Below are 24,832 nucleotides of genomic sequence, written 5' to 3'. Positions count from 1 at the left end.
GCCCGGTACAGCTTCGGTGGCACGGTCCGATCAGCTGTTCTTAGAGTGGGTCAATGCGCACTGGTGAGCCCCCGCCCACTGTGGGGGACGTCCTGTCCGCCCTAGCGACGGGACTGTGGACCTGGGACAGCGCTGCCGAAACCGTCACGGTGGACGCCGAGGCCGCCCGCCTTCTGGGGCTGCCCGCGGAGCCGACGACCCTCACCCAGGCCGGGGCGCGAGCACGTCTGCACCCCGTCGACTGGAACGAGATCGTGTCGGTCGTGCAGCTCGCCGTCGCCGAGGACACCCTCGCCGAGGTACGGATCCGGGTCATGGACGACCGGGGCCGCGTGATCCGCACGGTCCGCAGCCGTTCCAAGCCCACCTTCGACCCGATACGCAAGTCCTTCGAGCTGATCGGCACCATCCAGGAGGTCACCGAGCCCTCGCCGGAGACCGCCGCCCGCGCCCCGTCCGTCACCGGCGACTGGCGGCGCTCGCGCGAGGCGTTCCTGCTGGACGCGGGCCGGGCACTGGCCGAGGCGCGGTCCACGGCGGAGGTGCTGCGGGTCGCGGCGGGCCTGGCGATGCCCGGCTTCTCCCCGGACGGGCTCGCCGTGTTCGGGGTGGAGGCCGACCGCCTCACCGTCATCGGGCACCACGGGCACAACCAGGGCGCCGAGGGTCCCTTCACCCACATGCCGCTGGAGACGGACTATCCGGCCGCCGAGGTGGTCCGCACCGGCCGCGCCGTCTATCTCTCCTCCCCCGAGTACTACAAGGCGCGCTACCCCACGGCCTGGCCGCTCGCCGAACAGTTCGCCCGCCAGTCGTGGGCGTTCCTGCCGCTGACCGTCGCCGGCCGCACGATGGGCGCGTGGATGGCGGGCTTCACCCACCCCGTCACCTTCACCCCCGACGAGCGCTCGGTGCTGACCACCGTCGCCCGCATGCTCGCCCAGGCCCTCTCCCGCGCGGGCGCCGCCGAGACCGAACGCGAGCTGACCGACGGCCTCCAGCGCACGATGCTCCCCACGCTGGGCCCCGAGATACCGGGCATGACCGTCACCGCACGCTACGTCCCGACCGGCGGCGGACTCCAGGTCGGCGGCGACTGGTACGACATGATCGCCCTGCCTGGGGGCACCTCCCGGACGAAGTCTGGGGGAGGCCGCTTCGCCCTCGTCATCGGCGACGTCCAGGGCCACGACGTACGCGCCGCCGGCCTCATGGGCCAGCTCCGCATAGCCCTGCGCGCCTACGCCTCCGAGGGGCACCCCCCGGACGCCGTCCTGTCCCGCGCCTCCCGCTTCCTGCACGGTGTCACCAACGACTCCTCCGCCGACTTCACCGACCTGCGCTTCGCGACCTGCCTCTACGTCGAGGTCGACCCGGTGTCCGGCGTACTCGACATCGCCCGCGCCGGGCACCCCGACCCGATGATCCGCATGGCCGACGGCACGGTCCTCGTCCGCCCGACCCCGGGCGGCCTCCCCCTCGGCATCGACCCCGACGCGGACTACCCCACCACCCGCCTCGTCCTCGAACCCGGCGAGACCATGCTCCTGTGCACCGACGGCCTCATCGAAACAGGCGGCCACGACCTCGACACGGGCTGGCGCCGCATCCGCACGATCCTGGAATCCTTCGACGCGGGCCCGCACGAGGGAGAGGGTGCCGGGGGGCCGGGTACGGGAGGCCCGACTGCCGACGGACCGGGCGCCGACGGACCGCATGCCGGTGGCCCGGATACCGGTGGCCCGGATACCGGTGGCCCAGCCATCGGTGGCCCGGCCATCGGTGGTCCGCGGCCGGGCGGTCGGGAAGCGGGCAGGCAGGAAGCGGGCGGCGAGGAAGCACGCGGCCCCGAGCCGGGTCACGTCGAAACGGGTCGCCCGGAAGTGGCAGCGGATGCGCTCGCGGCAGGCGGCGCGGAGCACGGCGACCGCACGCCGAGGACCCCTGAGCCGACCGCCCTCGCACCCGCTCGCCGCCCTGAGCCGAGCGGCCTGGCGCCGGGCCGGCTGGAGGCGTTGGCCGACGCGCTGGTCCAAGGGGTGCACGGCCCTTCGTCCCACCACACTCCCGGCCCGCTCGCCGACCGGCGGGAGGACGACATAGCGATGCTGCTGCTGTGCCGGGAGAGCGAGGGGCGCGGCCAGGGAGACACCAACGCAGTACGGCCACCCGTACGCCGCACCGCGCTGACCGTCGCCCAGGCGGAGCCCGAACGCATCGCCGGAGCCCGCCAGCAGGTACGCGAGCTGCTCCACGACTGGAGCTGCGGCGACCAGGTCGACTCCGCGGTCCTCCTGGTGTCAGAGATGCTCACCAACGTCCTCGTCCACACGGATGCCGACGCCCTCCTCATCGCCGAGATGACCGGCGACGGCGGCAAGCGCCGGATGCGCGTCGAGGTCACCGACGCCAGCGACGACCTCCCTCACAAACGCCACCCCGGCGAACTCGCCTCTTCCGGCCGCGGCCTCGTCCTCATGGACGTACTCGCGGACGCCTGGGGCGTGGACCCCCGCGGCGACGGCAAGAGCATCTGGTTCGAGCTGTACGAAACGGCACCACCGGACGGCTCGAACGGGAGGTCGCTGAACTAGTGCCGCGGCAGACAACGTTCGCCCCGTCGCGACGCCCCTTCACGGGCAAAGGCTGCCTGCCGCGGCACCAGCCGCGCTCCGTCCGAGGGAGCCGGGAACCGCGCGCCCAGCCCCCACCGCCCCGCGGCCTCGCCATCACCCAGCCGCCTCAGGCCCGCCTCCCACGGCCGCGTACCGCCCCCTCAGCTCATGCACCACCCCGAACGCGGCCGCCGTCAACGGCACCGCGAGCAACATGCCGAGCACCCCGGCCACCGACGCCCCCGCCGTGATCGCGAGCATCACGACCGCCGGATGCATCTGCACGGTCCGGCTCTGGATCATCGGCATGAGCACATGCCCTTCCAGCACCTGCACCGCGAGCACCACCCCGAGAACCCACGACGCGATCACGACCCCCCGGTCCGCGAGCGCGACCAGCACCGCCACGGCCCCCGAGACGAACGCGCCGAGATAGGGGATGTACGCCCCCACGAAGACGAGCGCCCCGAGCCCGACCGCCCCCGGCACATCCAGGATCAGCAGCCCGACCGTGATACAGACCGCGTCGATGAACGCGATGAGCGTCGTCCCCCGCATGAACCCCTCGACCCCCTCGAAGGCCCGCCGCGCGATCGCCTCGACCGTGTCCGCGCCGCCACGCGGCGACAGCGCCCGGATCGTGTCCACGGCCCGATGGGAGTCCCGCAGAAAGAAGAAGACGAGGAACAACGCGAGTACGGCCATGGCGACGGCCTCCCCGACGACACTCACCCCACTGATGACATTGGACGCCGCCGTCCCCCCGAACCTGGTGAGCAGATCCTTCGCGTTGGCGGCCAGATCGTCGAGCGAGGTCCCGGCGGGCCCGAGGTGCGACGCGAGATCGTCGGCCGCGTTCCGCAGCGAGGCGACGATCTGGTCCCCTGTTTCGATCAGCGCCGCGACCACGATGTACACGGCCCCGCCGACGACCCCGACCACGGCCACACACGTGAGCCCCGCCGCCACCGACCGTTGCACCCGCGCCCTGACCAGCCTCCGGTGCAACGGCCCGAGCAACGCGGTCCCCAACAGTGCGAGCAGCACCGGCGTCACCGCGGTCCTGAACTCCACGCACAGCCGGACACCGACGTACCCGACTCCGGCGACGAGCAGCACGACGGCACACCACGCGGCCACACGACGCACGGCTTCAGGGAGCAACTGCACCCGCCCAGCGGACCACGCCCCGAACGGCCGTGCCACCGGGACGAGGTGAAGCGCCGAGTTTGCACGAGGCGTCTATACAGCGCACACTCTGCACAAACCCGCAGGTCACAGGCCTCACGAGAGACGGCGAGAGCGAAAACTCCCGTGAATCCCGCCCCCCAAACCCAGCAGAATCGATCACTCCACCCACGATCGGGTGAACCTCCTTGCTACGGACACGAGTCGCACCTCCACCTGCCTAGCTTCCAGAGCGGAGGTGATGCTCGATGCACGAGCAGAACGACACGCCGCAGGAAGAACCGACGGCACACCGGGACGCGATCGACATCAACGACTTCGTGTTCGCGGCGACGGGGGCACGAATGCGGAGGCTGACGACCCCGGACGGGGAACACTGGTTCGTGGCGGCGGACGTGGCCACGGACCTGGGCTACGCAAACACGCGCCAGGCACTCATCTGGCACGTTGCACCGGACTGCACAAGGCGGCTGGAGGAGATTGCACAGGGCGTCTATGCAGTAGACGCCTCACGCAAACTTGCAGCTCACAGGCTGCAAAAGTCGATGAAAACGGTGAACCTGCGCGGGCTCGTCGCACTCGTCAACGGTTGCGCCAAGCCCGAATGCGCTCCCTTCAAGACGTGGGTCTCCGAAGTCATCGCCACCATCCAGCGCGACGGCTCCTACACCCTCGAACGCGCCCCCGTACAACCCGCCCCCACCGGCGGCACCGCCTACGCCATGCCCCAGCAAGTGGCCGACGCCATCGTCCGGCTCGAAGAGCGGAACATCCGGGCGGACGAGATGCTGACGGCGTTCCAGGAAGAGCGGAACGACCTGCTTCGCCAGATCAACCGCAGCCAGAGCATCATGGCCGACGCTCTGCAGGACATCGCCGCCACCCTCAAGCACCCGGCCGATCGCCCCCGCCCCACCCCGGAACCGGAGTTGACCCCTCAGGACCTCCTCGCCACATGGAAGGCGAAGAACCTCGTGGTCACCGAGGACATCCACGCGGTCGCGGCCTACCTCGCCCCGGCGCTGGTACGCGGCGAGGCCCGTTACCGCATGGAGGACATCTCCACCCGTACGGGGCTGCCCCATGAACGCGTCAACGACTGCCTCAGGATGCTCGTCAAGCGGGGATGCGTCCGACAGACGGGCTGCACCCCGGACGGGGCACCGGTCCACGTCCTGGCATAACGCCGTGGCGGAGCCCTCATGAGACAGGCCCGAAGTCGCAAAACGAAGTTGCGGCTTCGGGCCTCGTCGCACCGTACCGGAGTTCAGCGACCCACCGCCGCCGAACGCGTCAGACGCCATCCTCACCGCCCCATCGGCGGCGCACCACCCCGGTCAGAGCCGCTCGTACACGATCAGCCGCCGCCCATGGGTCCGTTCGTCCGCCACCACGGTGAAGTACTTCTTCAGCACGGCGGCCTTCACCTCGTCCCGTCCGCCCGTCAGCGGCCGGGCCACGCCGGGCGCGTCGGTGATCAACAGGATGCGCCGCTCCGCCAGCATCGCGGCCCGTATCCGGGCCGGATCCGCCTCCACCCCCTTCAGCGTCCCGGACAGCGTGGGACTCCGCGCCAGCGCGATGTCCCGTAACCCCGCGAAGTCTTCGGGGGAGACCAGCGCGGTGTCGCGCCGGGCAGACGGGGCGAACAGCACCGCGTCGCCGGGCTGCTTCAGACGTCGCACGTCCTCGGCGGTCGCGAGGACGTCGTCGACGCGGCTGGCGGGGGACCGTTTGGCCAGCGACTGCGGCAACAGCGCCACCACCGCGACGGCGACCACCACCGGGACGAGCCACGACGACGCCCTCGGGAACCGCGGCCGGACGGCCCCTACCGCCGCGCTCAGGGCCGCCCCGATCAGGAGCGCCAGCCCGAGCATGCTGAAGAGGACGTAGCGCTCCAGGAACAGGGGGCGGAACAGGGAGAGGCCGAGCAGACCGATCTGCGGCACCGCCAACAGCGGCAGCGCGACGGCCGCCACCGACAGCCGCCCCGCCCGCGGCCGGTTCAGCAGGGCTCCGATGCCGCCGATCGTCAGCAGGATCGCCGGGCCGATCATCATGTGCCAGGTCAGCGGCGGTATCCAGGACACCTGGCCGGACTGTCTCCGGCTGAACAGGACCAACGGCAGGACACCCGCCGTCGCGACCACCGAGGCCGCCGCCCAGCGTGCCCATGTCGCCCGCGACACCCCCGTCCACGCCAGGGTCGCCGCATGCGCGGGCACGATCAGCAACGACAGCCAGTTCAACAGCCCGCACACCAGGACCGCGGCCCCGTACCCCGCCCAGCAGGCCGCCCGGTGCGCCCCTCGGCCGCCCCGCTCCCGCTGGAGCACGGTGACCAGCAGCAGCGTCGAGATTCCCGCGCCCGCCGCGATCAACGCGTACGGGCGACCCTCCTGGAGATGGAACTGCACGGCCGGCAGCAGCCCGAACGCCAGCCCGCCCCCCAGGCCCGCCCAGACCCCGGCCAGCCGGCGGCCGATGACCGTCACACAGGCGGCCGCGACCGCCATGGCCAGCACAGAGGGCAGCCGCAGGGTCGTCGTGCCGGGTCCGAAGCACTCGAAGAGACCGTGCATCAGCAGGTAGTAGAACCCGTGGACGACATCGACCTGCCCCAGCATGTGCCAGATGTCGGCGGCCGACCGCCGCGCCACCTGCCAGGTCGCGGCCTCGTCCCGCCACACGGTGTGCTGCCGGGACAGCCCCCACAGGCCGAGCGCGAGAGTCCACCCCGTCGGGACCGACCAGAGCGGCAGACGCCGCACCACGGCCACAGCCGCCGAGCAGGCAGTCGTGACGGCCGTGACGGCCATGCGGGATATCAGAGGCAGCGGAGCATCGGTACTCAAGCGATCGGGGATCTGGGGGCGTCCGGGCGGCGGAAACCCCTGTCATCAAGCACTCTGCCCATGTTTTCTCTCCCCGTTCCCCTGTTCATACGGTGAGGGCAGCGGGCACGCCGAATCACGCCCTGGCCACAGGCCAAGGCGGATCCGAGTACTGATCTCCCCCTGAGAGCCACCCGTTCCGGAGGTCAGCCGACCGGGTGTACATGTCAGAACCTACGCGGGGGGAAGATACCCGATCCAGTCATTTTCGGGTGGGCATGATCACCCGAAAGGCAGTGAACCCGGACCACTTCCGTAGCCCGATCGGCGAAGAAGGTCAGCCCCTACCGCCTTTACCACCTTTACCGCCCTTACCGCCCTTACCGCCTTTGGTGGCGCGCGCTCCACCGAGTACAGAGAACGCGCAGGAAGAAGCCCCGTCCACGTATGACGTGTGGACGGGGCTTTCCTGAGCTTCGCCGCGGACCTACAGCCCCTCGGAGGTCATCCCGTGAACCGCCGGGATCGTCCCCAGCCGTCCCTTCTGGAAGTCCTCGAACGCCTGCTGCAGCTCGTCGCGGGTGTTCATGACGAACGGGCCGTAGTGGGCCATGGGCTCACGGATCGGCTGCCCGCCGAGCAACACGATCTCCAGGTCGGGGGCGTTGGAGTCCTGCTGCTCGTCCGCGCGGAAGGTGATCGAGGAGCCCGCGCCGAAGACGGCCGTCTGGCCGAGCTGGATCGGACGCCGGTCCGCACCGACGGTGCCGCGCCCGCCGAGGACGTACGCGAGGGCGTTGAAGTCCTCGCGCCACGGCAGGGTGATCTCCGCGCCCGGCGCGACGGTGGCGTGGAGCAGGGTGATCGGGGTGTGGGTGACGCCCGGTCCCTCGTGGCCGTCCAGCTCACCGGCGATGACGCGCAGGAGCGCGCCGCCGTCGGGGGTGGTGAGCAGCTGGACCTGGCCGCCGCGGATGTCCTGGTACCTCGGGGCCATCATCTTGTCCCTGGCCGGGAGGTTCACCCACAGCTGGATGCCGTGGAAGAGACCGCCGGACATGACGAGGGACTCCGGCGGCGCCTCGATGTGGAGGAGGCCCGAGCCGGCCGTCATCCACTGGGTGTCGCCGTTGGTGATGGTGCCGCCACCGCCCTGGCTGTCCTGGTGGTCGAAGATCCCGTCGATGATGTACGTGACGGTCTCGAAGCCGCGGTGCGGGTGCCAGGGGGTGCTCTTGGGTGAAACCAGTTGGGGGGTCAAAAAATCGGCTAGAGTCCCCCCATGATCAGACCAGGGGTGGTGACCGGCATGGACATCCATGCAGGGGTCTATGGGCGTCAGTCCGTGGGGCGCGCCAACAAGTCCGAGGTCAGCACGGTCACACAGCGCGCTGCGGGCGTGGCCGAGGCGAAGCGGCGCGGGGCCGTCAGCGTCACCGAGTACGAGGACCTCGGCATATCCGCGTTCACGGGCGACGGTCGCCCGGACTTCGACCGACTGTTGAAGGACTGCCACGACGGCCGGATCAACCTGATCATCGTCTACTACATCAGCCGCCTGTCGCGGATGGACCCGCTCGACGCCATCCCCATCGTCACGGAACTGCTCAACCTCGGCGTGACGATCGTGAGCCTCACCGAGGGCGAGTTCCGCAAAGGCAATCTGATGGACCTGATCCATCTGATCCTGCGGCTCGACGCGGCTCACAGCGAGAGCAAGAACAAGAGCGACGCCGTCCGGGCGGCGAAGAAGGCGGCGCTGGAGCTCGGAGGCTACGTGGGCGGGAAACCGCCGTACGGCTTCCGTATGGTCCCCGTGACCCGCATGACGCCCGAGGGCAGGCCAGTCGTGATCCAGATCCTGGAGCACGATCCCGACGAAGTCCCGGTGATCCAGGACATGTGGGCGCGGATCAAGAAGCACAAGGACATGCCGTACCAGCCGGGAGGCGGACGTCGGCACCCGGGCTCCCTCACGGGCATCTGCGCCCAGATGACAGCAGACGGCGTCCCGACGAAGGGGCAGAGGGTCGGCAAGAAGACAAAAGACAGCGTCTGGGATCCGAAGACGGCCATGCGCATCCTCCGGGACCCCCGCATCGCGGGCTATGCGGCAATCCCGGTGTACAAGCGCCGGGAAGACGGCAAGCTGACCAGCGCCATCGAGAGCTACCGAATCGAGCGCGACCCCGAGACCATGAAGCCGGTTCAGGCGTACCCGCCGATCATCACGCCGGACGAGTGGCATGAACTGCAGGAGTGGCTCGACGGCAGGGGTCAGGGCAAGGGCCTGTCCCGGGGGCACGCCGTGCTCTCCGCCATGGACCTCCTGTTCTGCGACTGCGGCGCAGTGATGACGTCACACCGCGCGACCACGCCCAACAAGGCCGCGTACCGCTGCCGCCGCCGGAAAGCGCTGCCGGGCCAGCACGAGGGCGAGTGCACGATCAGCATGCAGGCCCTGGACCTGTACGTTGCCCGGCGGATCTTCGCCCTCATCCAGACGGCCGAGGACGACCCCGAGACGGCGGTCATTCTCGCCGAGGCTGCCCGGCGGTACACGGCACAGACGGAACAGCCGGAGATCGTGGGTGAACGCCGCAGTCTCGTCACCGAACGCGCTGATGCCAAGCACGCGCTGGAGGAGCTGTACGACAGAGAAGAGGCCGGCGACTACGACGACCCGGTCGGCCGACGCCGGTTCCGCGAGCGGCGGGAACGGCTCCTCGGGCGGATGGAGCGGGCGGAAGCACGCCTCGCAGAGCTGGAGGAGGCGGCGACGCCCACGCTCCCGATCCACCTGTGGCTGCCGATCGGCGCGGGAGACGTCGATCCGGTGGGCGAGGGCTCGTGGTGGGAGGCCGCGACGACGCAGGAGCGCCGGGACTTCGTCAAGTTGTTCGTGAGCAGGGTCGTGGTCACGAAGGCGTCCGGTGCGGGGAGGTCGACGCCTGTCGAGAAGCGGGCAAAGGTCGAGTTCGTACGACCGGAACAGACCAAGGGCGATGACACAGAGGCTGGCGAATCACAGCAGGGGGAGGTGTTCGCGGTAGCGGTCTGATGCGCCGCAGATCCGGGACGAGCGAGGGAGAGTACACCCACATCGCCGGTTAGGAAAACCGGTCATTCTCCGGAGCATTGACGGTGTCCTCGGGGGCGCCGGGCAGCCACGTCGCTGCTCTGGCGCCCCTGCGTCTCCCAGCTATCAGGAGCCCGTCTCTTGCACAATCCCGCACCCGGATTCAGCATGGCCGCCGCTTCGCCGGCCAGCGGTGATTTTTCTGGCCGTCACCAGCGACTCGGCACCCCTCGGACCTGCTCGCTGCCCGGGGCATCTGAACCGGTCGTCGGTGACTGCGACTTCGGTCGCGTCGTTGACGGCAAGCTGATCGCCCAGCCGGTCTGGCGTCTTCTCACGGTGCCGCCGCAGACCGCAGAAAGCGTCACGAGCGTACTCGGAGCCGAGCCGCGGCGGCGATTGGCCACCAGCCCGGAACAGTTCGAAGTCGTAGCCGAGAAGGCCGGTCTCCAAGTCCGCATTGAGGATCCAGACAGGCTGACGGCGCAGATGAAGCTGTGGGACTCCCGTGGCCTCGCACACCACTGCAACGGGCGTGTGCTCTTGTCCCCGGAAGCTGATGCAGGTCACCCTTGTGGGTGCCCGTCCACCATGGCCGAACGCAAGGCGCGGGCCAGGCGTGGCCAGGGGCCGCAGCCGGTCACGACTCTTCTGTTCCGCCTGGCCGGATGTCCTGACGTCGGCTCGTTCCGCTTCAGGTCCTCCTCCTGGCGCTTCGCCGAGGGGGTGCAACGGATACGCACTCAACTGGCCGCGATGGCGACGCAGCGCTTTGCGAACTCGCCATCCAAACAGTCGAGTTCCCGACCCAAAATGGCCGCCGGGTCTGCTACCACAAGCCCGTAGTGAAAGTGCTCGGCCCCTGGGCGTCCAACGCTGCGCTGAGCCTCGCCGCCTGAGTGGCGTTTCCGAACGAATCCACCCCGCGTAGCGGGCCTCTGCCTGCGCGCACCCCAGGAGCACTATGGAAGACACCTTCCCCAACCCGCAGAACACCACGAAGGTCATCTGGCCGCCGATCGCCATTCCCGGCCAGACGATGCTGTCGCTCGAATCGAATCCCGCCGCACGTCCCCAGGGCGAGGACCGCATTGCTGAGCCAGTCGGTCCCCACAGCTCCGGCCCCGGGGAGCAGGCCACCGCAGTTGATCCGCTGCCTGGCTCAGCGAGCAACGGTGATCCCCTATCGGGCCTGGGGACTACGCATCGCAACTGCCCCGACCTCGTCGAGGCGGCACCCGAGCCCGAACACGGCGCTTTTCCTGCCCGCATGGCCCAGAGCAAGCCGCCCGCCGCCTCGGCGGGGACGCTGCCTGTCGGCCCGCCCGGTGGACCCGCCGGACCCAAGCGCGCTCTCTGATCCCACCGGGGTCCGTATCACTGCGTCGCATCCGTCCCCGCGCAGGTCAGCGCGGGGACGGACTTTGTCGCCGAGACGGAGTTCTCCGTACCTGCCCGCGTGTCCGTACCTGTGCTGACCAGGCGTGCGACGGATGCGACGGACGTGACACAGCCCCATCCCTCGCTGCACCGGAGCACCAACATGAACACTGCGAACGACACGAACCCCTCTTCTCCCCGCCGCTGGGGTTGGTTCAACCGGGACCGACGAACGGCAGCAAGCTGGAGCGAACGAGCCCCTAACGGGGCTTCGTCCTCGCTTGCCTCCGCCCCTGGGGTAGCGGAGGAAGAGGGGGCCGGGCGCCAGCGGGCGCCCGAGCTTGAGGTGAACGAGCCCCGCACCGCGTCTGCCGCCGACAGCGCCGAGCAGCCCGTCACCGACTCCGTCACCCCATATGCCGAGCCGTCTGCCCGTCGACCGCCCGCCGCCGTCGAGCAGCCCTCGTGGCGTGAGCCGGACGTTCCCGCGCTGCCCGCGCGGATGAACCGCAAGCGCACCACCGAGAAGCGCGACCAAGAGAAGAAAATCCGCTTCACACCGACCGCGGTCCGCCTCATCGACGCCGAGGCCAGGCGGCGCCACCAGAAGTTCGCCAGCTTCGTCGGCGACGCCGCCCTCGCCGTAGCGCTCGGCAAGGCGAGCGTGATCGGCAGTCCAGAGGACGACCCCATCCGCCCGCTGGTGGAGGCCATCGAAGCCCACACCAAAGCGTTGAACCGGGTCGGCACCAACCTCAACCAGGTCGCGGCAGCCATCCACTCCGGCGCGATACCCGAGCGCGCCAAGGCCGTCCTCGAACGCATTGAGCAGGCCGCCCAGGCCAGTTACGCACTGATGGACCGGCTCCTGGCGGAAGGGGTTGGTCATGGTTCCTGACGTCTCCACCGGCGCCAGCACGCTCGGCCTGATCAACTACCTCTTCGGCAAGGGTCGACGCGACGAACACACCGACCCCCACATCGTGGCGGCCTGGGACTTGGCCGGCGCCCCCGACCCCGGCCGCGACCCCTCCGCCACCTACACCCAGCTCGCCCGACGCCTGGACCACCACGTCGACCTGCGCACCCGGGAACTCGGCGGAAAGCAGCCACCGCAGCATGTGTGGCACTGCCCGGTGCGCACCGCGCCCGGCGACCGCTACCTCACCGACGCTGAGTGGGCCGAGGTTGCCCGCCGCGTCGTAGCCGCCACGGGCATCGCCCCCCGAGGGAGACGACAAGGCGTGCCGCTGGATCGCGGTCCGGCACGCCGACGACCACATCCACATCATGGCCACCAACGTCCGAGCCGACGGCCGCCGCCCCCGTACGAACCGGGACGGCTGGCGGGCACAGCGCGAATGCCGAAAGATCGAGGCCGAGTTCGGGCTGCGCGGCCTGAAGTCCGGCGACCTCACCGCCCCGCGTACCCCGACCGGCGCCGAGCGGGCGAAGGTGGAACGCCAGGGCCAAAATGAGACCGCGCGGGAGTGGCTGCGCGAGCAGGCGTACGCGGTCGCCGCCGCCGTACGCAGCATCGACGAGTACTTCACCGTGCTGCGCTCCCTCGGCATCCAGGTCAAACCGCGCATAGGCCCCGAGACCGGCGAGGTGACCGGCTACAGCCTGGCCGCTCCCGGCGACACCACCCAAGGTGAGCCGGTCTGGTACGGCGGCTCACGGCTCGCTCCCGACCTGTCCTACAACCGCCTCTGCGAACGCCTTCCCACCCAGGATCTGGCCGACCGCCCCGAGCAGGCGGTAGACCCAGCCGAACCGCGGCACCGCGCCGAGACCGCCGTCCGCGACGCCCACACCGCCCTCGACTCGGGCGACGACGCCGCGGCCCAGGGACATCTGGATGCCTTCGGCGACGCCCTCCACAACCTGACCCTCACCGCCAACGGCGGGCACCGAGCCGAACTGCAAGCCGCCGCAAGGGCGTTCAACCGTGCCCGCCACTCGGTGATCCGAGCCGATCACCAGGCCGCCACCGCCCTACGGGAAGCCGCCAAGGAACTCGCCTACGCCACACACGATCCGGGCGGACTCGCCATCGCCCTGATCTTCGCCGCGCTCCACGTGGCGCGCGCGGCCGCCAAGTGGCATGAGCAGCGCGGCCACGAGCAGCAGGCCGCAGCGGCCGAAGAAGCCTTCCGCCATCTGCAGGCCGGCTACCAGCAGGCCGCCCAGCCGGTCTTGGCGGATCTCGCCCGTCGTGCACCGCGCGCCACAACCGCCAGCCGCTTCGAGCAGGATCTGCGTGCAGTCCTCCCCGACCACGCCGACCGCGTCCTCGCCGATCCCACCTGGCCCGCCCTGACCACGACCCTCGCCCGCGCCGAGACCGCCGGCCACAACCCCCGACACCTCTTGGCCGAAGTAGCCGCACGGCGAGAACTCGACACCGCCGATCGCCCCGCTGAGGTCCTCAACTGGCGCATCACCGCTCAACCGAACAGGCGAGCACAGGCAGCACGTAAGCAAAGCACCACAAGCGGCACGACGTCCGCCTCCGCTGCTCCACGTCCTCCGGCCACGCCAGTGAACATGACGTCCGAAGAACGTGGTCGGCACCGCTGAACCCGGCCGGATGCCCTCGCCATACGGCGCGGCGGGGGCATCGACTGTTCTGCCACGGCTTCGCGTCAGGCTGCTTCGGTTCCGCTCGGAGCAGCGGGTGCACCAGGCCGCACGGCGAGCACACCGTTAACGGGAGCGCGCCCCAGATGGGACAGGACAACACCCAGAACAACACCTTCGGCTACGACCCCCAGCAGCTCACGCAGTTCGCGCGCAAGGTTCTGGCCGCCGCGCAGTCAGCGGACGTGCCAGAGGAGGTCCGAGCCATGGTCGTCGCCGACGTGGAGGCTCTGCAGGCGGAGCTCGCATAGCCGCGCCTGAGTCCGGTCGGGTTCGCCAGCTCGCGGAGAGGGTGCTTCAGAGCGCCAGGGCTAACCTGCCCGCCCTGGGCTGGACAGGGGTTGCCCAGTTGGTTTCGGCAAACCTCGGCATCCCACTCTTCTGAGCCACGAGTAGCGCTCGGCAGTCCGCACACAGTCTGCAGGACACTCGATTACGGCCGCCGCCCCCATCGCCAGTCATCAGTGAACGGCCAGGTCATCGCCCTGCGGGGAGATCCCCGCAGGGCGATGACCTGGCCCACTACTAGGTGACGGCACTCTTGACCAGGGACAGGTCCTTGTCGATCTCGGCGTGCAGCGGAGGTGCGACGACGTACTCGCGGACCCCGCCCGCCGCCGTGCCGACGAACCTTTCGGAGAGCTCCACCTTGTAGTCCCCGGCCTTGGGGTCTTCCTCGCACAGCACCGGGTAGGGGACGGCCAGAATCCTCGGGCTTCAGCCCGAGGGGCATGTCAACCCGGTATCTGTCGGCGGTACGACATCGTGATCAGACCGGCAGTGAAACTGACCGCCGCCACGACTGCCGCCACGACGCTGGTGGACTCCATCAGGAGAACCGCCCACGGGTACGGCCTCTGGTCTCCCGCCAGGCCGGTGACAATGCTGACCATCACGAACATGGTCGCCGCCGCGCCACCGGCGATCGGGCCGTACCAGCTGTGTACGAGGAGAGCGAGGCCCAGCACCATGACGGTGTTTCGTCCGCCCGCCACCGCTGTCGGCATGTCCAGGAACTCCCCGAGTGCAAACCCCAGTCCCGCCGCGCTCACCCCCAGAAGCAGGAGAGCCAGCCGGTCGACGACGGCGACCGCTCGCGCCGCTGTGGTTTCGGTGGCGATGAGGCGCCGGCTCATGCAGTACATCGTCGGAATGCACAGGATGAGCGGGACGAAGTTCATCAGCTTGATCGAGAAGCTGCCCTGCGCGGCGATCTGGGGAACCTTCGCCACGTCGTCGCGCACGAGTACAAGGAGGAGCGTCCAGGCGAACAGGGCCACAGGCAGCAGCCAGATTCTTCGTACGCGCGCCCAGAGGGTCAACGGTCCACCCCCGGTGCCCTGTCCGCCGGATCCTCCAACTGCGGGCCCAGCGCTCGGCCCCGCTCGTTCTCGGCCTTGGCTCCCGCCCGGGCCTTCTCGTGGACCTGCTCGTCGCATGACTCGAGGTAACTCAACTGCTGCTTGTACCAGGCGTACTGCTTCGCCTCGGGGAGGCTGCGCACCCAGCGTGCCCGGTACACACCGCTGGGTCCGTAGCTGCGGGCGGCCTCTGCCTGTGACATCCCAACCGTCAGGCCGATCCAGGCGGAAGCGGCTCCGCGCCCCGGATAAACGTAGTCATCAGGAAGGTCCGGGCAGTCGTGGAGCCCTGTCGGAACCAAGGCGCTGACGTAGACGGCCCGGCTGCGGTGGCGGGTCACCGGCTTCTGGAGGAAGGTTCGCCAGGTGTCGCGTGCCAGCGGTAGATCCTCCGAGACGAAGGCCAGCTTCCGGGGTGGGGTGAACCCGACCTCTCGCAGGCGGGGCAGCGCGTGTTGAGCGGAGCGGTGCAGCGCGGGGATGTCGTCGGCGAACTCGCCGGGCACACAGATCACCGGGGCAGTTCGCTCACACGTCGTTGCCCAAGTGCGGGGAACGGTGGGGTCGGCGTAGCGCGGGGCGTCACTCACCAGAGGATACGACGCCCCGAAGCCCGCGAGGACGCAGCAGGCCACGGCGGCGGCGCGCAGCGCCGGACGTGAGAGCAGGCTGAGCGCGACAAGACCGAGCAGCAGCCCGAGAGCCAGGATCGCCGGTGCCATGAGGTAGGCGCGGTCCACGACATCCGTATAGGTCGGAGTGCTCATGTCGAATCCGGATATCGCCCGCAGCCATGGGATACCCAGCGTATAGGCGACGAAGACCCACAGCGCCGTGATCACCACCGCAAGGGGGCGGGCGATAACGGGCGGAAGGGAGAGCCCGAGGAAGAAACCGACTGCTACTGCGCTGAAGGGGATCGCAAGACTTCGGACCATTGGAACGGTGTCGTGGAGCCCTGGTGCGGGGCCTCCCAGATAGCTGATCACCAACAGGAAGGACGCCACCCAGCTGATGATCACCAGGGCCAGGGTGGGGGCCATCGCATCGACAAGTATTCGCAGCAGGTGGCGGCTGGACGGGGCGGCTGTGATCCGAGCCTGGCGAAGCCTCCCTGCGTCCCAGGCGGCCACCAAGGCGATTCCCAGCGCGGCGACCTTCAGGGCCACCGAGACCACGACGATGGAATCCTCACCGGTGAACGGCATGGGCTGGTAGGCGGTGAAGTATATGGCCAGAGCCACCGTCGGGGCTCCGAGCCCGATGACGGCCGAGTGTCGAGCGAAGGGGAATCGGTTCACCACGAGATCGCCCCATCGATCTCGGTGAATTCCTGATAAGCGGAGGTGGCCCGCTGCTCGTCGGATGTCGCCGTCGCGCTCGCGTGGGAAAGGAAGTCCACCACCGTTCCCGAGAAGCGCACCTGACCGTCCAACAGAACCACGACCGATTCGTACGAGTTGGCGATGTCCGAGGTGTCATGGGTGGAGAGAACGATGTGCACCTCCTTCGACAGATCGGCGAGAATCTGGTGGAAGACCTGCCGCTGCCGGGGATCCATACCCGCTGTCGGCTCATCGAGGAGAAGGACCTCTGCGTCATGCACGAGGGCCTGCGCCACTGCGACGCGCCGCTGCTGCCCCCCGGAGAGTTCCTGGACCTTGTCATCCGCCCGATCGGCCAACTCCACGCGGTTCAGGGCCTTGAGAGCCTGACGCCACGCCTCGCGCCGGGGCATCCCCTTGAGCCAACCGGAATACGCGACCTGATCCCGGGCCGTGAGCCCCGGCACCTGCCCCACCTGCTGAGGCATCCATGCCACACGCCTACGGAACGCGGGCAGCGCGCGACGCCGGCCGGTGCTCAGGTCGCCATAGGTGACGGAACCGGAATCGGGGCGCAGCGCAGATGCGCACAAGCCCAACAGGGTACTCTTTCCCGCTCCGTTCGGCCCCAGGAGCACGGTCCGCCCGGGCGGCAGCGTATAGCTGAGATCACGCAGCACCGGGCGTCTACGCCGATAGGAGAAGAAACACTCGGACATCGAAATGGGCATGCGACACCTTGGTATTTCAGCGTGGGGGTGCCTCTGTCTGTTTCATCAAGAGGCAGGTGGAGACCTGCGTTTCAGGTCTCCACCCAGGTATTCAGAATCCAGTGTCACCTAGAACGACATACGGGTCTTATCGACGCTGATCGTCGGGCCGACTATCGAATTACCATCGACCTCGGTGATGCGGAAGTAGTAGTCGTGGCCCTCGGTTCCGGCACCCCACTCGCCGGACGACGTTCCACCGTTGAAGCATGCCGTGTACGTCTTTGTGTCGAATCCGGTGTCGGGTCCGATGACAGCACGACGCAGCTGAACAGTCACACTTCTGCCCAAGTCCGTATGGCATCCGGTGAAGTCCACCTTGTTCCCGCCGCTACCTCCGTCATCGGTCAGAGGCTTCGAGTTGAAGCCGGCGACTCCAGCCTGTACGAACGATTCCTTCACGACAGCCCAAGCGGGGCTCGCGAGGGCCAATGGGAGGGTCGAGATGGAAGCAACCATACCGATCCGCTTCCAGGTACTACGGGTTCCTAACTTACGCACAGTTGTACCTCTTGTTTGGAATCGCGAGCAGGCGTGTGCATCACGAGGTGAATTGAGCGAAGGCCGCATTGGCGGGAATCCCCCGCGAGGGATCTTGAGTGTACATCCACAACTTTGGGCTTCACGGCAGTTGCCGCCGTCAGCGCAGGAGGCTCTTCGGCTGCGGGCGGTGGCCGCGTTGGTGGCGGGCCGGACTCGCGAGGATGTCGCCGCGGTGTTCCGGGTCTCGCTCAAGGCGGTGGACAACTGGTGGGGGAAGTGGCTGGCCGACGGGCGCGAAGCGCTCGTAGCTCAGCCGCGCGGACGCGGGGTCGGCGAACATCAGGTTCTCGACGCCGTCGAACAGCAGGCGATCCGGCAGGCCGTACTGGATCACCGTCCCTGTGACCTGGGGCTGGCGGGGCAGCTGTGGACGCGGGCGGGAGTGGGGGACCTGATCGCGAAGCTGTACCGGGTGCGGCTGACCGACCAGGGCGTGGGCAAGTACCTGCGCCGCTGGGGCCTGTCCTTCCAGCGCCCGGACAAGCGGGCCGTCGAACAGGACGCGGAAGCGGTCCGCGTCTGGTGGGAGGAGACCTGGCCAGCGATCCGGGCCAGGGCGAGGGCCGCGGGCGGGGAGGTGCTCTTCGCCGACCAGGTCGGCATCCGTTCCGACCAGGTCACCGGCCGCACCTGGGGCGCCAGGGGTGCACCCCCATCGTGCGCCGCACGGGCAACCGGTTCTCGGTGAACGCGATGTCCGCGATCAGCACCAAGGGCCGCATGCACTTCATGGTCTTCACCGAGACCTTCGACGCCGACGTCATGTGCCGCTTCCTGGACCGGCTCGTAGGCCACTTCGACCACAAAGTGCACCTCGTCGTGGACGGCCACTCCGCTCACCGCTCCCGCAAGGTCCGTGCGTGGCTGGCCGATCACCCGGACCGCATCGAGCTGCACTTCCTGCCGTCGTACTCGCCGGAACTGAACCCCGACGAACTGGTCAACGCCGACCTCAAACGGAGCCTGCCCATGCACAACCGGGCCCGCGACCAGGCCCAACTCGCCGCCGAGACCCGCCGGTTCTTCCACCGACGCCAACGTCAGCCACACATCGTCCGCGGCTACTTCGGCGGACCCCACGTCCGCTACATCCTCGAATAGAACCCTTTGAGTTTCGGATCAATAGTCTTCCGTCGCGGTGTTCCTTTCTTGCGTAAGCCCTGGTGGTCTTCGCGGAGATCTGCGGCGTGGACCTCTCCCGCGACCTGTTTCCCGCGCGACCGACGAGGCCACCGAAGAACTCGATGCCTGGCGTCAACGGCCCAGGAACCGGTCCGGTCTCTGGGTGCGTCGATCTCGGCCGCGCCGAGGTCGGTCAGTACCCGCTTGCGTGACGTGTCATCGCGCGAATTGCCTGGGCCGGCCCTGGTCTCGTCGCCCTTCTCGTGGCCGAGGCTTACATGGAGGTTCAGGGCGTCAGCGCGCTGCACTCCGAGCCCAAGAGGGTCAGCCCTCTGGAGTCGACGTACGGAGTTCTGCGCGCACAGGCGATGACTCCTCGAGATGGTGGCCATGGTCGAGGAGAAGCTTCACTTCACATACCAGTCCGCACACAGTCCGCAGGACACCCGATAAAGTCCATCACACCCCGTCGCCAACCATCAAGAAAAGGCCACAGGCCAGAGACCCACAGCAAAGATCACTGCAGGTCGCAGACCCGGCCGATTACCTTGGAGACCAAGAAGGCGGCTGCGAGCGCGGACGAGCCTCACCCCTTTCCGGGTGGACTCGTCCACATGAGGCCGTAGTGAGCCCTACAGTCCGCCCTCAGACATGCCGTGCACTGCCGGGATCGTGCCCAGCCGCCCCTTCTGGAAGTCCTCGAACGCCTGCTGCAGCTCGTCCTTGGTGTTCATGACGAAGGGGCCGTAGTGCGCCATCGGCTCACGGATCGGCTGTCCGCCCAGCAGCACGACCTCCATGTCCGGGGTGTTCGCGTCCTGCTTCTCGTCCGCGCGGACCGTCAGCGAGGAGCCCGCGCCGAAGACCGCGGTCTGCCCCAGATGGATCGGGCGGCGCTCCGCGCCGACCGCGCCCTTGCCCGCGAGGACGTACGCCAGGCCGTTGAAGTCCTCCCGCCACGGAAGAGTGAGCTCCGCGCCGGGCGCGACGGTCGCGTGAACCATGGTGATCGGGGTGTGGGTGATGCCCGGCCCCGCATGCCCATCCAGCTCGCCAGCGATGACCCGCAGCAGCGCGCCGCCGTCGGGGGTACTGAGGAGCTGTACGTGCCCGCCGCGGATGTCCTGGTAGCGCGGCGCCATCATCTTGTCCTTGGCCGGCAGGTTCACCCACAGCTGCAGGCCGTGGAAGAGACCGCCGGACATGACCAGTGACTCCGGCGGCGCCTCGATGTGGAGCAGGCCCGAGCCGGCCGTCATCCACTGCGTGTCGCCGTTGGTGATGGTGCCGCCACCGCCCTGGCTGTCCTGGTGGTCGAAGATCCCGTCGATGATGTAGGTGACGGTCTCGAAGCCGCGGTGCGGGTGCCACGGGGTCCCTTTCGGCTCCCCAGGCTGATACTCAACCTCACCCATCTGGTCCATCATGATGAACGGGTCGAGGTGACGGTAGTTGATCCCGGCGAACGCACGGCGGACCGGGAAGCCCTCGCCCTCGAAACCACTGGGCGCGGTCGTCACGGTGAGCACCGGACGGGCCACCGCGTCGGTCGGTGCGGCGACACGGGGCAGGGTCAGCGGGTTCTCGACGGTCACTGCGGGCATGTCGGTACCTCCTTGTGCGCTCAGTTTAGTTGATTATTGAACTTCCTGCCAGCCCTAACAGCGCACAGACCGCATCTCATTCCCTCGCGGTCGGGGCAACAGAACGCCGCCGGTCACGGAGGACCAGCGGCGAGATCAATCCCGGTCACCGGCGAACAGTAGGGGACAGAAAGGCCCGGAAGGAACGGTTCAGCAAACCCCATGGGCCAGCGGCAACCCACCCAAGGGGCGCGGGGAACTGCGCGAGCAACCACGGACCACCCGCACCCCGCAACGAAGCGCAACCCACCACCCCGCCCCCGGACCCGGCCCGACCGGCGGAGCTACCCGTACATCCGCCGCATCGCGAACTCCACCATCTGCTCCACGGCCTTCGCGTCGAACACCATCCGGTGCTCCCCCTCCATGTCGAGGACGAAGCCGTACCCGGTCGGCAGCAGATCGATCACCTCCGCACCGGTGATCACGAAGTACTTGGACTCCTTGCCCGCGTACCGGCGGAGCTCCTTGAGCGAGGTGAACATCGGGATCACCGGCTGCTGCGTGTTGTGCAGCGCCAGGAACCCGGGGTTGTCGCCGCGCGGGCAGTACACCTTGGACGTCGCGAAGACCTGCTGGAAGTCCTCCGCCGCCAGCTGCCCGGTGGTGAAGGCCCGCACAGCGTCCGCGAGGGAGGGCGGGGACGGCTCCGGGTACAGCGGTGCCTGCTGCCCGTAACCGCCCCCCATCTGGCCGCCGGGCATCTGCCCGGGCATCTGCTGCTGCGGCGGCGGGGCGTACTGCTGCTGGGAACCGGCGCTCTGGTCGTAGCCGTACATGCGGCAAAGCGTAACGAGTCACAGATGGACCGCTCGGGGTTGCTTCTTATTACCGATGGGTAGCATCATCGACATAGAAGCTACTTGTTGGTATGTGAACTAGCGCGAGGAGCCAGTGCCTCGCCGATCTCTCTTACGGAGCCGTCGCCATGGGGCACTACAAGTCGAATCTCCGCGACATCGAGTTCAACCTCTTCGAGGTGCTCGGGCGCGACAAGCTGTACGGCACCGGCCCGTTCGCGGAGATGGACACGGACACCGCCAAGAGCATCCTGGAGGAGCTGGCCCGTCTCGCGGAGAACGAGCTGGCGGAGTCCTTCACGGATGCCGACCGCAACCCGCCGGTCTTCGACCCGGAGACGAACACCGCTCCGGTACCGGCCTCGTTCAAGAAGAGCTACAAGGCCTTCATGGACTCCGAGTACTGGCGTCTGGGCCTGCCCGAGGAGATCGGCGGCACCACCGCGCCGCGGTCCCTGATCTGGTCCTACGCGGAGCTGCTGCTCGGCGCGAACCCGGCCGTGTGGATGTACGCCTCCGGCCCGGCGTTCGCCGGCATCCTCTACGACGAGGGCAACGACGTACAGAAGAAGATCGCCCAGATCGCGGTCGAGAAGACCTGGGGCTCCACCATGGTGCTCACCGAGCCGGACGCCGGCTCGGACGTGGGCGCCGGGCGCACCAGGGCGATCCAGCAGGAGGACGGCTCCTGGCACATCGAGGGCGTGAAGCGCTTCATCACCTCCGGTGAGCACGACATGGAGGAGAACATCCTCCACTACGTCCTCGCCCGCCCCGAGGGCCACGGCCCCGGCACCAAGGGCCTCTCCCTCTTCCTCGTCCCGAAGTACCTCTTCGACTTCGAGACCGGCGAGCTGGGGATGCGCAACGGCGCCTACGCCACCAACGTCGAGCACAAGATGGGCCTCAAGGCCTCCAACACCTGCGAGATGACCTTCGGCGACCGTCACCCGGCCAAGGGCTGGCTGATCGGCGACAAGCACGACGGCATCCGCCAGATGTTCCGCATCATCGAGTTCGCCCGCATGATGGTCGGCACGAAGGCGATCTCCACGCTGTCGACGGGCTACCTGAACGCGCTGGAGTACGCCAAGGAGCGCGTCCAGGGCACCGACCTGGCGAACTTCATGGACAAGACCGCGCCCAAGGTCACCATCACGCACCACCCCGACGTCCGCCGCTCGCTGATGACGCAGAAGGCGTACGCGGAGGGCATGCGCTCGCTGGTCCTCTACACGGCCTCCATCCAGGACGAGATCCAGGTCAAGGAGGCGGCGGGCGAGGACATCTCCGCCCTGGAGGCCCTGAACGACCTGCTCCTGCCCATCGTCAAGGGCTACGGCTCCGAGAAGGGCTACGAGCAGCTCGCCCAGTCGCTGCAGACCTTCGGCGGCTCCGGCTTCCTGCAGGAGTACCCGATCGAGCAGTACATCCGCGACGCCAAGATCGACACCCTGTACGAGGGCACCACCGCGATCCAGGGCCAGGACTTCTTCTTCCGGAAGATCGTCCGCAACCAGGGCGCCGCGCTGAACACCCTCGCCGAGGAGATCAAGAAGTTCCTGGCGCTCGGCGAGGGCGGCGAGCAGCTGGCCGGCGCCCGTGAGCACCTCGCCAAGGCCGCCGTCGAGCTGGAGTCCATGGTCGGCCTCCTCCTGACCGACCTCGCCGCCACCGAGCAGGACGTCAAGAACATCTACAAGGTGGGCCTCAACACCACCCGCCTGCTGCTCGCCTCCGGTGACGTGGTCGTCGGCTACCTGCTCCTGCGGGGCGCCGCGGTCGCCGCCGAGAAGCTGGAGACGGCCTCCGCGAAGGACAAGCCCTTCTACACCGGCAAGATCGCGGCTGCGAAGTTCTTCGCGGCCAACGTCCTCCCGGGCGTCACCCTCGCCCGCAAGATCTCCGAGGGCGTCGAACTGGACCTGATGGAGCTGGACGAGTCGGCGTTCTAGACCCGCGAAGTACGGATTCCGGACAGCCTCTCCCCGGCCGCATCCCGGTCGTGGCGCCGGACGGACCCTGCCCGTCCGTCCGGCGCCCCCTTCTCCGCACACTCACCACGAGGGCCCGTTCCCATCCCCGGGAGCGGGCCCTCGTACGTCGTTAAGGTGAACCCATGCGCACACCCCCACGCTTCGACCGCGGCCACACCGACGACCTCATGACCTTCCTGACGAGCAGCCCGACCCCGTACCACGCGGTCGCGAGCGCCGCGGAGCGGCTGGAGAAGGCGGGCTTCCGGCAGGTCTCGGAGACCGACGCGTGGGACGGCTCGCTGGGCGGGAAGTACGTCCTGCGCGGCGGCGCGATCATCGCCTGGTACGTGCCGGAGGGCGCCGACGCCCACACCCCGTTCCGCATCATCGGCGCCCACACCGACTCCCCCAATCTCCGGGTCAAACCCCGCCCCGACAGCGGCGCGCACGGCTGGCGCCAGATCGCCGTGGAGATCTACGGCGGCCCGCTGCTCAACTCCTGGCTCGACCGCGACCTCGGCCTCGCCGGCCGGCTCTCCCTGCGCGACGGAACCACCCGCCTCGTCAACGTCGACAGACCCCTTCTCCGCGTCCCTCAACTGGCCATCCACCTAGACCGCAACGTCACCTCCGACGGCCTGAAGCTCGACAAGCAGCGTCACCTCCAGCCCGTCTGGGGCCTCGGCGACGACGTCCGCGACGGCGACCTGATCGCCTTCCTGGAGGAGGAGGCGGGCCTCCCCGCCGGCGAGGTCACCGGCTGGGACCTGATGACCCACTCCGTCGAACCCCCCGCCTACCTGGGCCGCGACAAGGAACTGCTCGCCGGCCCCCGCATGGACAACCTCCTCTCCGTGCACGCCGGTACGGCCGCGCTCGCCTCGGTCGCCGGCTCCGGTGACGCACTCCCCTACATCCCCGTCCTCGCCGCCTTCGACCACGAGGAGAACGGCTCCCAGTCCGACACCGGCGCGGACGGCCCGCTGCTCGGCGGGGTGCTGGAGCGCTCGGTCTTCGCCCGCGGCGGCTCCTACGAGGACCGGGCGCGGGCCTTCGCCGGCACGGTCTGTCTCTCCTCCGACACCGGGCACGCCGTCCACCCCAACTACGCGGAGCGCCACGACCCGACGCACCACCCGCGCGCGGACGCCGGCCCGCTCCTCAAGGTCAACGTCAACAACCGCTACGCCACGGACGGTTCGGGCCGCGCCGTCTTCGCCGCCGCCTGCGAGAAGGCCGGTGTGCCGTTCCAGACGTTCGTCTCCAACAACTCCATGCCCTGCGGCACCACCATCGGCCCCATCACCGCCGCCCGCCACGGCATCCGCACCGTCGACATCGGCGTCGCCATCCTGTCGATGCACAGCGTCCGTGAACTGTGCGGCGCGAAGGACCCCTACCTCCTGGCGAACGCTCTGGTGGCCTTCCTGGAGGGCTGAGCCCACCGCCCGGGCCCTCAACGGCTGTTACGGACGGGCCTGTCCGGGTACCCGATGTCGACCGGTAGGACCGAACGACCGGAACGACCGGCCGACCCGACCGGACTT

General features: G+C 68.8%; 21 protein-coding genes and 1 pseudogene. 12 read left to right on the top strand and 10 right to left on the bottom strand.

What is annotated here, in order from left to right:
* Positions 1 to 53 precede the first annotated feature (53 nt).
* Positions 54 to 2,594 carry a SpoIIE family protein phosphatase gene (locus OG858_RS23545; protein ID WP_328544498.1) on the top strand — a complete coding sequence of 847 codons (2,541 nt, stop codon included), beginning with the start codon at positions 54 to 56 and terminating at the stop codon, positions 2,592 to 2,594.
* 135 nt (positions 2,595 to 2,729) lie between these two features.
* On the opposite strand, the gene OG858_RS23540 is transcribed toward OG858_RS23545, so the two are convergent.
* Positions 2,730 to 3,785 (bottom strand): AI-2E family transporter, encoded by a 1,056-nt coding sequence (locus OG858_RS23540; RefSeq protein ID WP_328544499.1) that lies wholly within the window; start codon positions 3,783 to 3,785, stop codon positions 2,730 to 2,732.
* A gap of 266 nt (positions 3,786 to 4,051) precedes the next feature.
* On the opposite strand from OG858_RS23540, the gene OG858_RS23535 reads away from it, so the two are divergent.
* Complete coding sequence (locus tag OG858_RS23535; protein WP_330346565.1) at positions 4,052 to 4,987, top strand: BRO-N domain-containing protein; 936 nt, start codon at positions 4,052 to 4,054, stop codon at positions 4,985 to 4,987.
* A gap of 153 nt (positions 4,988 to 5,140) precedes the next feature.
* Here the strand turns inward: OG858_RS23535 and OG858_RS23530 are convergent, their stop codons facing one another.
* Both OG858_RS23530 and OG858_RS23525 read right to left on the bottom strand, forming a co-directional pair.
* On the bottom strand, positions 5,141 to 6,625 hold the full coding sequence (locus OG858_RS23530; RefSeq protein WP_319320275.1) for a glycosyltransferase family 39 protein: 1,485 nt from the start codon (positions 6,623 to 6,625) through the stop codon (positions 5,141 to 5,143).
* A 502-nt stretch (positions 6,626 to 7,127) separates the two neighbouring features.
* Positions 7,128 to 7,901 carry a pirin family protein gene (locus OG858_RS23525; protein WP_256960437.1) on the bottom strand — a complete coding sequence of 258 codons (774 nt, stop codon included), beginning with the start codon at positions 7,899 to 7,901 and terminating at the stop codon, positions 7,128 to 7,130.
* Positions 7,902 to 7,922: 21 nt separating this feature from the next.
* On the opposite strand from OG858_RS23525, the gene OG858_RS23520 reads away from it, so the two are divergent.
* The 6 genes and pseudogenes from OG858_RS23520 to OG858_RS23495 all read left to right on the top strand — a co-directional run bounded on the left by OG858_RS23520 (position 7,923) and on the right by OG858_RS23495 (position 13,993).
* Positions 7,923 to 9,701: a recombinase family protein gene (locus OG858_RS23520; RefSeq protein WP_327724499.1), complete on the top strand. Its 1,779-nt coding sequence runs from the start codon at positions 7,923 to 7,925 to the stop codon at positions 9,699 to 9,701.
* Between the two features lie 159 nt (positions 9,702 to 9,860).
* A complete protein-coding gene (locus OG858_RS23515; protein ID WP_327724498.1) occupies positions 9,861 to 10,565 on the top strand; it encodes a recombination directionality factor in 705 nt (234 codons plus the stop codon).
* Between the two features lie 118 nt (positions 10,566 to 10,683).
* Positions 10,684 to 11,079 (top strand): hypothetical protein, encoded by a 396-nt coding sequence (locus OG858_RS23510; protein ID WP_086748644.1) that lies wholly within the window; start codon positions 10,684 to 10,686, stop codon positions 11,077 to 11,079.
* A 366-nt stretch (positions 11,080 to 11,445) separates the two neighbouring features.
* Positions 11,446 to 11,997, top strand: a complete 552-nt coding sequence (locus OG858_RS23505; protein ID WP_327724497.1) for a hypothetical protein — start codon at positions 11,446 to 11,448, stop codon at positions 11,995 to 11,997.
* Positions 11,987 to 13,682, top strand: a pseudogene (locus tag OG858_RS23500) (relaxase/mobilization nuclease domain-containing protein). The gene OG858_RS23505 and the pseudogene OG858_RS23500 overlap by 11 nt, the downstream one beginning before the upstream one ends.
* A gap of 146 nt (positions 13,683 to 13,828) precedes the next feature.
* The gene (locus OG858_RS23495; RefSeq protein WP_179200999.1) at positions 13,829 to 13,993 is read left to right on the top strand and encodes a hypothetical protein; all 165 of its coding nucleotides are present in this window, start codon (positions 13,829 to 13,831) and stop codon (positions 13,991 to 13,993) included.
* 274 nt (positions 13,994 to 14,267) lie between these two features.
* On the opposite strand, the gene OG858_RS23490 is transcribed toward OG858_RS23495, so the two are convergent.
* From OG858_RS23490 to OG858_RS23470, 5 genes are all read right to left on the bottom strand, one after another.
* Positions 14,268 to 14,429: a hypothetical protein gene (locus OG858_RS23490; protein WP_179201260.1), complete on the bottom strand. Its 162-nt coding sequence runs from the start codon at positions 14,427 to 14,429 to the stop codon at positions 14,268 to 14,270.
* A 47-nt stretch (positions 14,430 to 14,476) separates the two neighbouring features.
* Positions 14,477 to 15,064: a hypothetical protein gene (locus OG858_RS23485; RefSeq protein ID WP_143677378.1), complete on the bottom strand. Its 588-nt coding sequence runs from the start codon at positions 15,062 to 15,064 to the stop codon at positions 14,477 to 14,479.
* Complete coding sequence (locus tag OG858_RS23480) at positions 15,061 to 16,347, bottom strand: DUF7224 domain-containing protein (RefSeq protein ID WP_143677379.1); 1,287 nt, start codon at positions 16,345 to 16,347, stop codon at positions 15,061 to 15,063. Before OG858_RS23480 ends, OG858_RS23485 begins: the two co-directional genes overlap by 4 nt.
* Positions 16,348 to 16,400: 53 nt before the next feature.
* Positions 16,401 to 17,159: an ATP-binding cassette domain-containing protein gene (locus OG858_RS23475; protein ID WP_086750790.1), complete on the bottom strand. Its 759-nt coding sequence runs from the start codon at positions 17,157 to 17,159 to the stop codon at positions 16,401 to 16,403.
* A gap of 108 nt (positions 17,160 to 17,267) precedes the next feature.
* On the bottom strand, positions 17,268 to 17,657 hold the full coding sequence (locus OG858_RS23470; RefSeq protein WP_143677380.1) for a hypothetical protein: 390 nt from the start codon (positions 17,655 to 17,657) through the stop codon (positions 17,268 to 17,270).
* Between the two features lie 211 nt (positions 17,658 to 17,868).
* On the opposite strand from OG858_RS23470, the gene OG858_RS48535 reads away from it, so the two are divergent.
* Together OG858_RS48535 and OG858_RS48530 are read left to right on the top strand one after the other, a co-directional pair.
* Positions 17,869 to 18,429 carry a winged helix-turn-helix domain-containing protein gene (locus OG858_RS48535; RefSeq protein WP_444875632.1) on the top strand — a complete coding sequence of 187 codons (561 nt, stop codon included), beginning with the start codon at positions 17,869 to 17,871 and terminating at the stop codon, positions 18,427 to 18,429.
* Positions 18,430 to 18,434: 5 nt separating this feature from the next.
* Positions 18,435 to 18,842 (top strand): IS630 family transposase, encoded by a 408-nt coding sequence (locus tag OG858_RS48530; RefSeq protein WP_444875633.1) that lies wholly within the window; start codon positions 18,435 to 18,437, stop codon positions 18,840 to 18,842.
* Between the two features lie 653 nt (positions 18,843 to 19,495).
* Here OG858_RS48530 and OG858_RS23460 read toward each other — a convergent pair.
* Complete coding sequence (locus OG858_RS23460; protein WP_086750793.1) at positions 19,496 to 20,467, bottom strand: pirin family protein; 972 nt, start codon at positions 20,465 to 20,467, stop codon at positions 19,496 to 19,498.
* A 323-nt stretch (positions 20,468 to 20,790) separates the two neighbouring features.
* A complete protein-coding gene (locus OG858_RS23455; protein ID WP_037689809.1) occupies positions 20,791 to 21,285 on the bottom strand; it encodes an SseB family protein in 495 nt (164 codons plus the stop codon).
* Between the two features lie 149 nt (positions 21,286 to 21,434).
* Here OG858_RS23455 and OG858_RS23450 point away from each other — a divergent pair, with 149 nt between their 5' ends.
* Together OG858_RS23450 and OG858_RS23445 are read left to right on the top strand one after the other, a co-directional pair.
* Positions 21,435 to 23,261 carry an acyl-CoA dehydrogenase gene (locus tag OG858_RS23450; protein WP_086749256.1) on the top strand — a complete coding sequence of 609 codons (1,827 nt, stop codon included), beginning with the start codon at positions 21,435 to 21,437 and terminating at the stop codon, positions 23,259 to 23,261.
* Between the two features lie 164 nt (positions 23,262 to 23,425).
* Positions 23,426 to 24,724 carry a M18 family aminopeptidase gene (locus tag OG858_RS23445; protein ID WP_327744375.1) on the top strand — a complete coding sequence of 433 codons (1,299 nt, stop codon included), beginning with the start codon at positions 23,426 to 23,428 and terminating at the stop codon, positions 24,722 to 24,724.
* The last annotated feature ends 108 nt before the right edge of the window (positions 24,725 to 24,832 follow it).

The organism is Streptomyces europaeiscabiei, from assembly GCF_036346855.1.
GTDB classification, from domain to species: domain Bacteria; phylum Actinomycetota; class Actinomycetes; order Streptomycetales; family Streptomycetaceae; genus Streptomyces; species Streptomyces europaeiscabiei.
Note: the sequence above shows the minus strand (reverse complement) of the source record. Positions and strands in the feature narration are given on the sequence as shown.

Coding starts and splice junctions, on each gene's coding strand:
- OG858_RS23530 (WP_319320275.1), bottom strand. CDS start 6,625: ATGGCCGTCACGGCCGTCACGACTGCCTGCTCGGCGGCTGTGGCCGTG.
- OG858_RS23520 (WP_327724499.1), top strand. CDS start 7,923: ATGATCAGACCAGGGGTGGTGACCGGCATGGACATCCATGCAGGGGTC.
- OG858_RS23545 (WP_328544498.1), top strand. CDS start 54: ATGCGCACTGGTGAGCCCCCGCCCACTGTGGGGGACGTCCTGTCCGCC.
- OG858_RS23475 (WP_086750790.1), bottom strand. CDS start 17,159: ATGCCCATTTCGATGTCCGAGTGTTTCTTCTCCTATCGGCGTAGACGC.
- OG858_RS23450 (WP_086749256.1), top strand. CDS start 21,435: ATGGGGCACTACAAGTCGAATCTCCGCGACATCGAGTTCAACCTCTTC.
- OG858_RS23470 (WP_143677380.1), bottom strand. CDS start 17,657: ATGGTTGCTTCCATCTCGACCCTCCCATTGGCCCTCGCGAGCCCCGCT.
- OG858_RS48530 (WP_444875633.1), top strand. CDS start 18,435: ATGTCCGCGATCAGCACCAAGGGCCGCATGCACTTCATGGTCTTCACC.
- OG858_RS23445 (WP_327744375.1), top strand. CDS start 23,426: ATGCGCACACCCCCACGCTTCGACCGCGGCCACACCGACGACCTCATG.
- OG858_RS23510 (WP_086748644.1), top strand. CDS start 10,684: ATGGAAGACACCTTCCCCAACCCGCAGAACACCACGAAGGTCATCTGG.
- OG858_RS23535 (WP_330346565.1), top strand. CDS start 4,052: ATGCACGAGCAGAACGACACGCCGCAGGAAGAACCGACGGCACACCGG.
- OG858_RS23455 (WP_037689809.1), bottom strand. CDS start 21,285: ATGTACGGCTACGACCAGAGCGCCGGTTCCCAGCAGCAGTACGCCCCG.
- OG858_RS23495 (WP_179200999.1), top strand. CDS start 13,829: ATGGGACAGGACAACACCCAGAACAACACCTTCGGCTACGACCCCCAG.
- OG858_RS23460 (WP_086750793.1), bottom strand. CDS start 20,467: ATGCCCGCAGTGACCGTCGAGAACCCGCTGACCCTGCCCCGTGTCGCC.